The organism is Streptomyces xylophagus (genome assembly GCF_000716435.1).
In the GTDB taxonomy this organism is placed as follows: domain Bacteria; phylum Actinomycetota; class Actinomycetes; order Streptomycetales; family Streptomycetaceae; genus Streptomyces; species Streptomyces xylophagus.
On sequence record NZ_JNWO01000053.1, the window covers coordinates 1 to 13,175 of the forward strand.

The following is a 13,175-nucleotide window of genomic DNA, read 5'->3' on the forward strand; positions in this document are numbered from 1 at the left end:
GTCCGGCGCGTTCACCTTGACGACGATCTGCGAGTCGAAGCCGAGGCCGGTGTCGAGGTCCAGATAGCTGTGCGACTTGCGGGCGAAGCAGTACACGCAGGACCAGCAGTTCGCCGTGGATGCGCCACCCGGGATTCTCCCGCGCCAGACGCAGCACGAGAACGCGGATCGAGCGCACCGTACGCGGCCGACCCGCACGCTTGGGCCGGGAACGGGCCGCGTGGCGGCGCGAGACGAGGTCACGGTGCCGGCGCAGCACAGTGTCCGGGCGCACCAGCAGCCGTGCCCGGCGCGGCACACCGCGCGGGAGCCGGTGCAGCAGCGCGGCCAGGAACACCCGGTCACTCGGGGCGAACCGCACCCGATCCCGGCCGAGTTGGCGTTCCGGCACCGTGATCTGATGACGCAGCGCGAGGATCTCCGCGTCCTTGTCCTGGTTGCTCACCGGCAGCAGCCGCAGCAGGGCGAACACGTTCGCCCCCCGTACACCAGCCCCCACCAGGACGGATGAGTTTTTCGGCAGGCGCAGGGTCGGATCGAGCTACGACAATGCACTTGCCGAGTCATTCTTCGCCGGCATCAAGCGGGAACTGCTTTATGGAGAGCGATGGTTGAGGAATTCCGAGGCTCGCATGGCCGTGTTCACGTGGCTGGCCCGGTACAACATCCGGCGCCGTCACTCCGCACTCGGTCATATCAGTTCGGTCGAATTCGAACGACGCTCGATCAACTCGGACAGCTTGAACTTGGCTGCACAGTTCGCAGATGTCCACATGGCGGGGCGAAGCCCACTCCGCTGCAGCACCATCCGCATCACCGTGATGTTGGAAAACCCTCACTGCGGTCCGCACATCGCCATAGGAGCGAACAGCTTCGACAGCTTGGACCGGCCGCTTATCCTCAACTTGCGGTAGACCCGGGTGAGATGCTGTTCCACGGTGGACACGGTGATCCACAGTTCGCGGCTGATGTCGCGGTTCGAGCGTCCCATCGCGGCAAGCCTCGCCACCCGCAGTTCAGCCTCGCTGAGCTCCTCAAGATCGCCGACAGAATTGCTGCCGGCCGGATCGGGCACCCTTTCGGGCCGGCCCGGACGCATGTCATCCCCTGGTTCAAAGCGCTGGCCGACGCCGTCGTAGGTGTGCTGCAGTTCCCTTTCCGCCCGGAGTAGTTCGACGGAATCGCCGGCGGCCCTGAGCCGGTCCACCGCGCGCAGCAGCAGCCGCACCCGCTCGTCCTGCTCCGCGGTGGCGGCCAGTAGCCGCAGTGCCATGCCCGCTGTCCTGCCGTCCCGGCACGCAGGCTGCTCCAGCCAGTCCTGGAGCACCTCGCGCGCGCCGGTCCTGTCGCCCCTGATCAGTAGGGCCTCGGCCGTGCTGGCGGGCAGCGGGACGGGCCCGCCCATCTGCACGTTCCACACATCCAGCCGGTGGCGGCAGGCGTGGAAGTAGTCCAGAGCCTCGGTGATCCTGCCACTGGCCATCGCCAGTCGTCCGAGGGCGTGCGCATAGCGGACACCGACGGCCGTCTCCAGCATCGCCTCCGGTATGGGTCGCGCGGCGTTGTCCACAGCCTCCCGCACTCGGCCCAGTTCGAGGTTGGCCTCGATGAGAACCGACAGCGGGTACCCGACGAGCAGGCCCCAGCCCTCGTTCCGAAGCAGCGTGACCGCGTTCTGCGCCAGCTCGATCGCGGCGTCGGAATCGCCACTGCGCAAGCACACATCGGCCCGTACAGCCTGCATTTCAGCCAGGCAGGCCGTGGCACCCCGGTCGCCGAAATGCTCGATCAGTTCGTCGCACCAGGACAGCGCCCTGTCGCACCGGCCTCCGTAGGCCAAGGCAAGAATTGCCGCGCTCATCGTCTCCAGCGGCCTGACGCCCAGTCTGCTCTGCCGGAGCACCTGCTCGGCCGCCTCCGCGCTCTCCTCGTCGCCACCCCTGACCCACACCCGGGCGAAGATCTGGCCCGTGTCAAGGCGCGGTGCCCCGATATCGGAGGCCTTGGTGTACCAGGCTCGCAGACTGTCCGAGGTGAGGAACGGCGGGCACGCGGCGCCGTACCAGCGCCGGAACGTCAACTCGAGTTCCAAGCGGGCCTCTTGACCGAGGGCGATGCCGCTCGTCATGGCGTCTTCCATGACACTCACCGCGCCGTCGGCGTCCCCGCGGGACACCAGGAGTCGTACGAGGGAAACTACGTCCCGGTCGACGAGCCTGCCCGCGCGCAGCGCCTCCCGGAGCAGCGACAGGAACGAGAGCGCGGCGGTGGGATTGGTCTGCAGTGTGAGTTTGAACAGCTGCCGCAGGACCACGCGACGCTGGTCGGTGTCGTCGGCCGCGTCCAGCGCCAGGCCCAGACAGCTGAGCGCGGTCGTGGAGTCCCCCTTGCCCAGGGCCCGTTCGGCCGCTTCGGACAGCACTCGCGGAGCCCAGTCGCCGTCCGCGCGGGCTGCGGCGAGCAGATGCGCGGCAACATCGGCAGCGTCTTCTCCGGCGTCGTACAACAGGCCGGCAGCGCCCAAGTGCATCGCCGACCGTTCCTCGGCCGACATGCCGGCCAGGATTACGGAAGCGACCTCGCAGGAGCCCAGGCGGTCGGCGCGGACGAGACCGGCCCGGGTGAGGACCTCGATCGAATGCCCGACCTGTGCCACATCGAGATCCAGCAGCCGACTGAGCCGAGAAGGGGAGGCGTGCTCGCCGAGCACCGCAATGCCGCAGGCCACGTCGAACATCTGGGGTTCCCAGCGGTGCAGACAGGTCACGACGGCCCGGCCGAACCGTTTACCCCCACCGGGACCAGGCGCCCCCTCGTGTTCCGTTGCGAGCTGTAAGTCCTCGACCAGGGCGTTGACGAGGGTCGGGTTGCCGCCGCTGAGGTGGTGGAGCCTGCGCGCGAGCCAGGCGGTGGTGGACGGATCAGTGATCGTTGCGAGCAACGAGCGGATCTTTTCCTCGGTCATCAGTTTCAGCTGGATCCGCAGGTGTGGCTGCCGGGTGACCTCGGCCCGGCACGGCGGCTGGGCAACCCACGGATACTCCCATTCGCTGAGGATCACCAACAGGCGCCGAGACCTCATCCTGTGCTGCAGGTAGAGCAGAACCTGCAGAGAGGCAGGGTCCACGAACTGCAGATCGTCGACGCAAATAACGACGTGCCTCTCGGTGCACAGCTCTAACAGCATCTGGCAGATTTCCCGCAGCGCCGGTAACTCGGCCGGTGAGTCGAACGCAGGAGCGCTGAACTCCTGAAAGGACCGGCCGATGAGCCGGGATATACCGTCGGTGAGGTCATTCGGAAGATCCGCGTGATGAATCAGCTGATCGACCACCCCCATCGGCAGTCCCTGCTCGGCGCGTGAGCCAGCAGCCCAGAGCACGAGTGCGTCATGTTCTGATGCCGATTTCCAGAATTCATGAAGAAGGCGCGTTTTGCCGCCTCCTAATGCGCCGCTCACAAGAACGAACTGACCATTTCCGGCGGCAGACAGCGGCATTAAATCCCGCAGAATACGGAACGCCTCACCGTATTCGACGAAGAACATAACAGCAAACCCCCGTGTGAAGTAGTTGCCATGCCCGATCGAGGCCAAGTGAGACTCGCCGCACAGAACCCCCGATTAACACAAAGGACACATACGTGTCCCGTGTACCTCACTACTTGCAGTTTAGCAACTCACGTAGAACAGAACGGAACAAAACATCAAGGCATGGCAAAGAGTAGAGATGTATCACTCTGCGTGATTCGTCATGAACGAAGCGTGACTGCTCTGGCGGGTCGGGTCCGGAAGGAGAGGGGTGAGGTAGGAGGCCGTAGGGGTTGTCGTCCAGCGGGACCCGGCTGAAGGCTGAAGGCAGGGCTGGAGGCTGTCGCTCTTCGCCGAACACCGAATCCAAGGACCTTGGCTGATGTCGGTAATCCCCCCAAACCACGTGTCGGCATGGGCACGCAGCTTTCAACCTGCGGACGAGCCGGCGCCGAGGATGGTCTGTTTCCCTCACGCGGGCGGGGCAGCCAGCTACTACTTCCCGGTTTCTCGTGCGCTGGCAGGAAAAGTGGAGGTCCTGGCCGTGCAGTACCCGGGGCGTCAGGACAGGCACAGGGAACCCGCGATCAGCAACATCCACACCCTGGCCGCCCAAGTGTTCCGCGCCCTGCCCAAGGCCAAGGTGGGCCGCACCTGGTTCTTCGGTCACAGCATGGGAGCCGCGCTCGCGTTCGAGGTGGCGAGGCTGATGGAAGCGGAGCTGAACGAGACGCCCACCGGGCTCATCGTCTCCGGCAGGCGCGCACCCTCCCGCATCCGGGAGGAGGCCGTGCACCGTCAGGACGACGCCGGGCTCATCGCCACCGTCGCCGCGCTCGGCGGCACAGACCCCGCCACATTCGCCGATCCGGAAACTCGCCGCCTTTTCCTGCCGGCTCTGCGTGCCGACTACACCGCCATCGAGACCTACCGACCCGTCGGCATCCCTCGCGTCACCTGTCCGATCCACGCCTTCGTCGGAGACGCCGACCCGCTGACCACGTTGGAGGAGGCCAAGGCCTGGCGCGAGCACACCAGCGGCACTTTCTCGATGCGCGTCTTCAAGGGTGACCACTTCTATCTGACGGCGCGCGCAGACAAGGTCGTCGCCGAGGTGTCCCAGCTCATCCTGTCCACTCCGTCACATCCATGATCGAAGCCATCCTGCCGGCGCAGGCGGCTGCCGAAGAAGCGGTGGTCGCACGCGCGGTTCCCGGTCGGCGTCGTGAATTCGCGCCGCATATCGCGTCGACTGGGACCGGCTCCTGTTCTGCGCGAAGGAATCCCTTTACAAGGCATGGTTCCCCCTCGCGCACCGTTGGCTCGACTTCCTTGATGTAAAAGTCGCCCTTGACCCAACGGGACAATTCGAGGCCCGGTTGTTGACGCGGCTGACGGGTGGGGGCGGGGAGCGTCAGTAGACGAAGAAGCCGCTGGTGGGGCAAGGTGTCACGCCGCGTGGCCTTGATGGCACCCGGCGGCCGCTCTGCTCGGCATTCATGGTTCCGAGATCGCATGGCCTATGACGATTCCTGTATTCGCTGCGGTGATTTGGGGGTTCTTAAGGGTGGGTGGTTAGGGTTGCAGTATTGTCCAGGTGGCGGGGAGGCATGGTGGGATCGATTGTCCGGATGCTGCGCGGAATGGTGCTGGACTCCGCCGGGCAATGCCAGGGCTGGGTGTTCGCCGTGGCCAATGTCCCTTTCCTCGTCCCTCAGCCGGAACGTGCCGGGCCGCCTCCGTCGCATCCCGATGCCAGCGGGGCCGGAGCCCTGACCCCGGCGGAGCGGGACGCCTGGCGGAAGTTCGTTGACGGCCTGTCCGGGCGCGATGACGAGGGGGCGGGATGGCAGAGCGACGGCCACGACTGCGTGCGGTGACCAACGAGCGGGATCTGCGGACGGTACTGGGCGGCTTCCCGAGCGGCGTCGTCGCCGTGTGCGCGCTCCGCGACGGCGCACCGGCCGGAATGGCGGTGAGCTCGTTCACGTCGGTGTCGCTGGAGCCCGCCCTGGTGTCGGTGTGCGTATCGGTCACCTCACGGACGTGGCCGGAGCTGCGGGAGAGCCCGGCGGTCGGGATCAGTGTCCTGGCCGAGGGAGACGGCGGGATCTGCCGCGACCTCGCGGGGCCCGCCGCCGAGCGGTTCGGGCGGGTCGAGTGGGCCCCGGTCGACAGCGGCGCGGTGCTGCTGCCGGGCGGGGTCGCGTGGCTGGAGTGCGTGGTCGCGGACGAGATCCTCGCCGGGGATCACCTCGTCGTCCTGCTGGGGGTTCGGGCCGTCGCCGACTACCAGGGCGAGCGCCCGCTGGTCTTCCACCGCAGCAGGTTCCGGGCGCTCGCCGGATAGGTCAGGTGAGGCCGTCCAGAGCCTTGGCCAGGTGCGGGCGCCGGCTCACCTTCAGCTTGCGGTAGACCCGGGTGAGGTGCTGCTCGATGGTGCTGACGGTGATGCAGAGCTCGGTCGCGATCTCCCGGTTGGAGTAGCCTGCCGCCGCCAGCGAGGCGACCCGCTGCTCGGCGTCGCTCAGCTCCATCGTGCCCGCCCGGTCGTCACCGGTGGACCGCGCCTGCGCCGGAGCATCGGACGGAGTCTTCATCCCCGTACGGGCGATCAGCGCGCCCGCCCGGCCCCAGGTGGCCTCGGCGCCGGCCAGGTCGTTCTGCGCCCGCTGGGCCCGGCCCAGGTCGATGAGGACGGTCGCCAGGCCGACGAGGTCGGAGGTCTGCTCGGCAGCCGCGACCGCCTGGTACAGCATGGCCACCCGATCGGCTCCGTGCGACAGCATGGCATGGATCCGCAGGGTCGCGCCGCGCGTGCGCAGATCCCACGGTTCGGTCAACGCCAGCTGCTCGGCCAGCAGGGCGCGGGCGTAGGTGGTGCGGCCGAGCCGCAGACCGGCCAGGGCCGCGCCGTTCCGCCACGGGATCAGCGCGGGCTGGTCGATCTCCCAGGAGCGCATGAGCTCGCCGCACGAGTCGTAGTCGGCCAGCGCCGTCAGATGGTGGCCGATGGCGGCGTGGTGCCGGGCCCGCGCGTACATGTAGTAGAGGCCGGGGAGGGTCTCGAACATGCCGTCGGGGAGCGGTACCGCGAGCAGCGCCGCGGCCTCGTCATGGCGGCCCCGGTCGGTCGAGGCGTTCACCGCGCTCGACAGCGGCAGGCCGATCGCCATCCCCCAGCTGCGATTCGACAGCAGCGACAGCGCGCGCTGGGCGTGCGCGTCCGCGGCGGTGAGGTCGCCGCGGCGCAGATCGATGATCGAGAGCGCGGTCGACAGCAGCGCCCGCCACGTCACCGAGCCGCGGCGTTCGGCCGCCTGTAACAGGATGTCGATCCAGGTTCCGGCACGGTCCAGGCGATCGGTGTAGACGAGCATCGAGAGGGCCGACAGTGCGGGGACCAGCGCCGAGTCGTCGAGCCGGGTGTTCAGCAGCGACTGCTCGGCCGCGATGAGCATGTCGTCGTCGATCTCCATGCCGGGGATGGCCGCGGTCCCGGCCGTCCGGACGTCGTCGGGCGGGCCGGCCTGCTCGGGGACGAGGGACGGGTACAGCCAGGAGCGGAACACCTCCGCCCAGTCCGGCGGGGCGCCGAGGTCGACTCCGCTGGCCAGCAGCGCGAGGGCGTTCTCGCGCTGACCGTGCCAGAGCAGACAGGTGACGAGGTTCTCGGTCTGCGAGGAGGTGAGCCTGCCGCCTCTCGCCGCCTCGTCGAGGTCGGGCAGCAGCCGGACGACCGAGAGCGGGTCGATCTGCCATTCGGCGGCGGCCAGATCGGAGGTGATCTGGGCGTGCTCCGGCCCGCCCCGCGCGGAGGCCTGCCGGGCCAGCCGCAGGTAGCGGACGGCGCGGGAAAAGTCGCCGCGCTCCTCCTGGCCGGCGGCGTCCCGGAGGACGTCCACCATCCACGGCTCGTCGATGTCGCCGGCCTTCGACAGCAGCGCGGCCAGGCGGGTCGGCGGCGCGCCGTCGTCCCGCAGTACGGCCGCCGCGCGCAGCAGCAGCTCGGCCTGCCGCTTGGCCGGGATCTTGGACAGGACGGCGTCGCGGGCGGCGTCGGCGCGGAACCCGCCGCCGAGCAGCAGTCCCGACGCCTCGAGGGACTGGAGCCCCTGGACGGCGACGGTCGGGTCGATGGTGAGGATCTCGGCGAGCAGTCCGGGGGTGGCCACGTCGCCGAGGACGGCGACGGCTCGCGCGAGCTCGGCGACGGTCGGATGCCCCCGGTGGAGGAGCCGCCACACGGCCGTCGCGAAGTGGCCTCCCGGCACCGCGGTCCCCGCCGGGGGCCGGTAGGCGCGGGCGTCGGCGACGAGCGCCGACAGCAACAGCGGGTTGCCGGCGCTGAGCCGGACGAACCCGGACGGCTTGACGTCCTGCGTGATCGGCCGCAGCGCGCGCCGAACGGCGTCGGCGGCGGCCGGCGGCGGCAGCGGTTCCAGCCGTATGTGGCTGCAGTGCGGCTGGCTGCTCATCTCGGCGGAGAACTGGGGACGCTCGTCGAGCGGGCAGGATGACAGCGTCATCGCGATGAGGATCGGCGCGGTCTCCAGTCGCCGGGTGAGGTAGAGCAGGCTCCGCAGCACCTCGGCGCCCGCGTGGTGGGTGTCGTCGATGCCGATCACCACCGGGGTGCGGTCGGCGAGCTCCTGGACGGGCCGCCAGAGCCGGTGCAGCTGCGCCGCCGAGGGCGGGCGGCCCCCCTCCACCCATATTTCGGACAGGTACTCGGCTGCCGATGACGGGATACGTGGATGCAGCAGGAGCTGACCGAAGAGTTCGGCGGGATCGTCATCGGCGCGCGTCGCGGAGGCGCCGAGGAAAACGGCGCCCCGTGCCGTCGCCTCCTCGCCGAAGGTGCGGAGCAGACTGGTCCTGCCGTAGCCGCCGAGCCCCGTGATCAGAGCGGCGCCGCCCTTGCCGTGCAGGACGTCGGACAGAAGCGAAGAGAGGATTTCGAACTCAGCTTGGCGTTTCAACGTGACACGCACCCCCCGATGGCGCCGGGCACAGGATGAGATATGCGATGTTTCCCGGGACCTGAACGCGATCAGTTCTGCTGCCGGCGGACCTCGTCGAGGCGGCTCAGGCCCTCCAGCGCGACGCCGGTGTCGAGACCGAAGTCGATGAGGCAGGCGAGATCGTCGACGTCGATGTCCTTCAGCGCCTTCACCGTCTTCACCGCGTCCTGCACCGTGCCGAACAGGCCGCCGGTGTCGAAGTAGCGGTCGAAGGAGCGGGAGATGATGAAGTCGACGTCGGCGGGCGTCAGCCGGTTCAGGTCGACGCCCGGCATGTCGGCGCTGATGGCTCGCGCGAACAGGCCGATGGAGCTGCGGAGGTAGGCGCTGAAAGGGTCGTGCACCAGCTTCCTGACCTCGTCGCGGTCGGTTCCGATGTAGGTGTGCAGCATGAGGGCCACATGGCCGCGGGTGCCGTGGTGCTCGGCGTGGGTGTCCCGGTAGGCGCGGATCTTCCCTGCGAGGCCGTCGAGGTCCTGCCCGAGCAGGTGGGTGAGCACCCCGACGCCCAGCTCGCCGGCCTGCCGGAAGGTCTCGATCGACCCTGCGCTGGTGAGCCAGATCGGGAGTTCGGGCTGGATCGGTGGCGGGAAGATCCGCACGGAGGAGGCGGCCCCTGTGCCGTCGGTGAACTCCAGCTCCTCCTGCCGCCACAGGCGCCGCACGGTCTCGACGGTCTCGACGAGGACGCGCTTGCTGTCGGCGAAGTTCTCCGGCCGCAGGGCGAAGTCCACGGCGTTCCATCCGGACGCGAACGAGACCCCGGCGCGGCCCCCGGAGAGGTTGTCCACGACCGACCATTCCTCGGCGATCCGGACGGGGTGGTGCAAGGGGGCGACCACGCTGCCGGCGCGAATGGAGACGCGCTCGGTGATCGCCGCTACGGCGGCCGAGGTCACCGCTGGATTGGGATAGAGACCGCCGAAGGAATGGAAATGACGCTCAGGTGTCCACACGGCAGAGAATCCGTGGACATCGGCGAATCGCGCACCTTCGAGAAGGAGCTCATATCTGTTCTGCGTAGCGTTTCCTGTGTCGGCGAAGTAGAACAGACTGAAATCCACGGTGAACTCCGTTCCCATCCGGACCATCGGCCAATGGCACGATAATCAGGGGAGCGTGGATGCTGACCCCTAAACCTCCCCCTATCCTCCGGAGGGTCGGGCGCGTAGGGGTTTTCGGGCGGTGACTCTCTGGCTAAAAAGCTTCGGCCGGACCGCACGGGGGAGCGGTCCGGCCGAAGCCGATGGGGGGATGGTCCGGTCAGTCGGCGAGGCCGGCGGTTTGTTCCGTCTGTTCCGTCTGTTCGGCTTGTCCGGCCTGGACGGCGTGCGGCTTGGCGGGCTGCTTGAGTCCGCGCGGCATGAGGAATGCCGTGACGGCGGCGCCCACCAACGCGACGATCCCGCTGGTGATCGCCGCGGCGTGGAGGCCGGAACCGAAGGCGTCGACGGCCTTGGCCGCGAGGCCGGTGTCGCCGATCCTGGCGGTGGTGGCCAGTGCGCTGCCGAGCGAGTCGTGGACGTTCGACCGGTCGGCCGGGCTCAGTGCGTCGAGGGACGGCAGCGCTCCCTGGTAGGCCGAGGTCATCGCCGTGCCGAGGATCGCGACACCGACCGCGCCGCCGACCTGGAGCGCGGTGTCGTTGACGGCCGAGGCGGTCCCGGCCTGGTTCTCGGGGGCGTTGGCGAGGATGCCGTCGACCGACGGCGGGATGGACAGGCCGATGCCGAAGCCCATGACGCCGAGGCTGATGAGGACGGTCGTCTCGGCGTCGACGTCGGCGGTCGCCAGGGCGAACGCGCCCGCCCCGATGAGCAGCATCCCCAGGATGATGGTGGCCTTGTCACCGATCATCTTCACGACGTTCGGAGCCAGCGGCGACGAGATGACCAGCGTGATGATCGCCAGCATGCGAACGCCGGAGGCGAGCGGGTCGTGGGCCCGGGCGATCTGGAAGTACTGGGTGAGCACGAAGAGGCTGCCGAACAGCGCGAACGCCTGGCAGAACAGGGCGGCGGCGGAGCCGCTGAACCGCCGGTTGGCGAAGAGCGACAGCGGCAGCATCGGGTGGGCCGTGCGGGCCTCCCAGGCGATGAACCCGCACAGGAGCACCGCCCCGCCGATCAGCGAGGCGAGGGTGGTGCCGCTGCCCCAGCCGTCCGCCGGAGCCTCGATGAGCCCGTAGACGAGCAGCACCAGGCCGCCGACCGCCAGGAACGCGCCGATGAGGTCGAGCGTGATGGCCTTCGGCGCACGCCAGGACGGGATGAGCACGAAGCCGCCGATCAGGGCGAGCCCGACGACCGGGACGTTGATCAGGAAGATCGAGCCCCACCAGTAGTGGTTGAGCAGCAGGCCGCCGATGACGGGGCCGAGCGGGATGCCGATCCCGGCGGCGCCGGACCACACGCCGATCGCCTTGGCCTGCTCCTCGGGCGGGAAGACCTGCTTGATGATGGCGAGGGTGGCGGGCATGACCATCGCCGAGCCGAGGCCCATGCCGGCCCGGAACGTGATGAGGGTGCCGGGGCCGCTCGCGAAGGCGGCGGCGACGGAGAAGCCGAGGATGAGGACGAGCCCCCCCAGCAGCATGATCTTGTGGCCGAAGCGGTCCCCGAGGGTTCCCGCGAGCAGCAGCAGCCCGCCGAAGGTCAGGGTGTAGGCGTCGACCGACCACTGCATCTCGCCGACGGTGGCCCCGAGATCCTCTTGGATCTTCGGCACCGCCATCGCGATGACCAGGGCGTCGAGTCCACTGATCACTAAGCAGAGGCTCAGTACGGCGAGGATCGCCCAGCGCCGTTTGTGAACGGTAGCGGCATCCATGAGGGGTGTCTCCTTGAGAGAGGAAGCGTCGGTCAGTGGACCGGCGTTGCCACCGGGGGCAGCCCGAGCCCGAGCACGGTCAGCTCCACCATCTGGTGGAGCCTGCGGTGCAGTGATTCGGCCGGGGCGTCGGCCTGGCTGATGCCGACGACGGCGTCGAGAAGGAGGTCGGCGCAGTCGCGCGCCGAAATGACCGTGCCGAGTTGAGCGAGCTCGGCGGACGACGCCGCGAGCTGCTCCTCGATCAGGTCGGCAAAGCGGATCTTGAAGGAGACCATCAGGTCGGCCGCGACGAGCCCGGCCTCGGTGAGCAGCTCGGTCCGGAACTCGGCGTCGACCGAGCCCACGACGAGTTCGAGCTTGACCGACAGGGCCGCGTACACCCTGTCGACCAGGGTGGTCTGCCTGGCCGCGGCGTCCCGGGCGGTGTCCAGCACGCCGTCGAGCATGCGGTCCCCCATCGCGCGGAAAATGTCCTCCCGCCCGCTGAAGTGCTGATAGAGCGCCGGTCGCGAGATGCCCGCGGCCTGCGCGATCAGTTCCATGGAGGCCCTGCGGTAGCCGTAATGGCCGAAGACCTTCAAGGCGGCGGTGAGGATCTCGTCACGCCGATCCTCAGGCGTCTTCCTCGGTGTCATGCTGACACTATGACGTCAGGGTGTCAGAGTGTCAACCATCTGGATGGGCTACGGCACCCGGAGGCTCCGCAGCCCGCCGTCGATGACGTGGGCGGTCCCCGTCGTGGCCGCTGAGAGCGGTCCCGCCAGGTGGCAGATCGCCTCGGCGACCTCGTCCGCGGTGATGAGCCGACCGTTGGGCTGCCGCGCGTGGACGGCTTTCAGCGCGGCCTCCGGGTCGGGCGCGACGGCGAGTTCCCGCCGCACCCACGGGGTGTCGACCGGGCCCGGCGCGACGCAGTTGACGCGCACGCCCTCGCCGAGCAGGTCGGCCGCCATCGACAGGGTCAGCGAGTACAGCGCGCCCTTGGACGAGCCGTAGACCGCCCCGCCCGGCATCCCCACCAGCGCCGTGATCGAGCAGGTGTTGACGATCGCCGGATTCCGCCCGGCCCTCGCCGATTCGCGCAGCCACGGCATGGCCGCCCTGCTGACCCGGACCGTTCCGAGGACGTTCACCTCGAACACCCGCCGCCACTCGTCCAGCCCGTTGGCCTCGAACGAGCCGCGAGCCAGCAGCCCGGCATGGTTGACCAGTACGTCGATGCCGCCGAGCCGCTCGGCCGCCGCCGTGACCACCTCGGCGATCCCGTCATCGGAGATGTCGCCCCGCAGGCCGGTCAGCGGGCCGTCGACGGCGGACGGGTCCAGGTCGACGCAGACCACGGACGCGCCGCGGGCGGCGAGCATCCGGGCCGTCGCCAGGCCGATCCCCGAGCCCCCGCCGGTCACCACGGCGGACAGGCCGGTGAACGGTGCGACGGGGTCCACCGGCCTCGTCGCCGTCATGAGGTCCGCCGGCCCTTCACCGGGAAGCTGCCGAATATCCCCGCCTTGGTCTTGCCGTTCATCTCGTCGCCCTCGACCTCGACGGTGAACGTGAGGGTGATCTTCATCGGCTTGCGGACCTTGACCTTCCACGAGGCGGTCGCGCCGTCCATCGCGCCCCCGATGATCTCGGGGTCGATCTCACGGCCTTCCGCGGTCCCGGTGCCGGTCAGCTCCGATCCCGCGGCTTTCAGATCGAAGTCGAACTCCTGCTGTCCCATCGCGCTGTCGAGAGTCAGATGCCACGTTCCGTCGACGCCCATATTCGCTCCCTGTTCCGTGTGAATT

General features: G+C 68.9%; 11 protein-coding genes and 2 pseudogenes. 5 read left to right on the forward strand and 8 right to left on the reverse strand.

The window, feature by feature from the left end; genetic code table 11:
• Positions 1–463: hypothetical protein (locus OO70_RS53400; RefSeq protein WP_234337139.1), on the reverse strand; the 463-nt coding region annotated here is incomplete at its 3' end.
• 58 nt (positions 464–521) lie between these two features.
• Between OO70_RS53400 and OO70_RS56485 the strand changes: the two are divergent.
• A pseudogene (locus tag OO70_RS56485) lies at positions 522–755 on the forward strand (integrase core domain-containing protein); the annotation flags it as partial.
• Positions 756–835: 80 nt separating this feature from the next.
• Here the strand turns inward: OO70_RS56485 and OO70_RS49180 are convergent.
• The gene (locus OO70_RS49180) at positions 836–3,547 is read right to left on the reverse strand and encodes a helix-turn-helix transcriptional regulator (RefSeq protein WP_078651901.1); all 2,712 of its coding nucleotides are present in this window, start codon (positions 3,545–3,547) and stop codon (positions 836–838) included.
• A gap of 364 nt (positions 3,548–3,911) precedes the next feature.
• On the opposite strand from OO70_RS49180, the gene OO70_RS49185 reads away from it, so the two are divergent.
• From OO70_RS49185 to OO70_RS49195, 4 genes and pseudogenes are all read left to right on the forward strand, one after another.
• A complete protein-coding gene (locus OO70_RS49185) occupies positions 3,912–4,682 on the forward strand; it encodes a thioesterase II family protein (protein ID WP_043687792.1) in 771 nt (256 codons plus the stop codon).
• Between the two features lie 94 nt (positions 4,683–4,776).
• Positions 4,777–4,914, forward strand: a pseudogene (locus OO70_RS56490) (4'-phosphopantetheinyl transferase superfamily protein); the annotation flags it as partial.
• 225 nt (positions 4,915–5,139) lie between these two features.
• Positions 5,140–5,409 carry a hypothetical protein gene (locus tag OO70_RS49190; RefSeq protein ID WP_043687793.1) on the forward strand — a complete coding sequence of 90 codons (270 nt, stop codon included), beginning with the start codon at positions 5,140–5,142 and terminating at the stop codon, positions 5,407–5,409.
• Complete coding sequence (locus OO70_RS49195; protein ID WP_051742452.1) at positions 5,376–5,879, forward strand: flavin reductase family protein; 504 nt, start codon at positions 5,376–5,378, stop codon at positions 5,877–5,879. The genes OO70_RS49190 and OO70_RS49195 overlap by 34 nt, the downstream gene beginning before the upstream one ends.
• A gap of 1 nt (position 5,880) precedes the next feature.
• On the opposite strand, the gene OO70_RS49200 is transcribed toward OO70_RS49195, so the two are convergent.
• The 6 genes from OO70_RS49200 to OO70_RS49225 all read right to left on the reverse strand — a co-directional run bounded on the left by OO70_RS49200 (position 5,881) and on the right by OO70_RS49225 (position 13,150).
• Positions 5,881–8,511, reverse strand: a complete 2,631-nt coding sequence (locus OO70_RS49200) for a helix-turn-helix transcriptional regulator (protein WP_158711660.1) — start codon at positions 8,509–8,511, stop codon at positions 5,881–5,883.
• Positions 8,512–8,582: 71 nt separating this feature from the next.
• The gene (locus tag OO70_RS49205) at positions 8,583–9,644 is read right to left on the reverse strand and encodes a MupA/Atu3671 family FMN-dependent luciferase-like monooxygenase (protein WP_324604921.1); all 1,062 of its coding nucleotides are present in this window, start codon (positions 9,642–9,644) and stop codon (positions 8,583–8,585) included.
• 172 nt (positions 9,645–9,816) lie between these two features.
• Positions 9,817–11,382, reverse strand: coding sequence for an MFS transporter (locus tag OO70_RS49210; RefSeq protein WP_043687798.1), 1,566 nt, complete (start codon positions 11,380–11,382; stop codon positions 9,817–9,819).
• A gap of 32 nt (positions 11,383–11,414) precedes the next feature.
• Positions 11,415–12,020 (reverse strand): TetR/AcrR family transcriptional regulator, encoded by a 606-nt coding sequence (locus tag OO70_RS51635; RefSeq protein ID WP_051742453.1) that lies wholly within the window; start codon positions 12,018–12,020, stop codon positions 11,415–11,417.
• Between the two features lie 48 nt (positions 12,021–12,068).
• The gene (locus OO70_RS49220) at positions 12,069–12,848 is read right to left on the reverse strand and encodes an SDR family NAD(P)-dependent oxidoreductase (RefSeq protein WP_051742455.1); all 780 of its coding nucleotides are present in this window, start codon (positions 12,846–12,848) and stop codon (positions 12,069–12,071) included.
• Positions 12,845–13,150 carry a hypothetical protein gene (locus OO70_RS49225; RefSeq protein ID WP_043687803.1) on the reverse strand — a complete coding sequence of 102 codons (306 nt, stop codon included), beginning with the start codon at positions 13,148–13,150 and terminating at the stop codon, positions 12,845–12,847. Before OO70_RS49225 ends, OO70_RS49220 begins: the two co-directional genes overlap by 4 nt.
• Positions 13,151–13,175 lie beyond the last annotated feature (25 nt).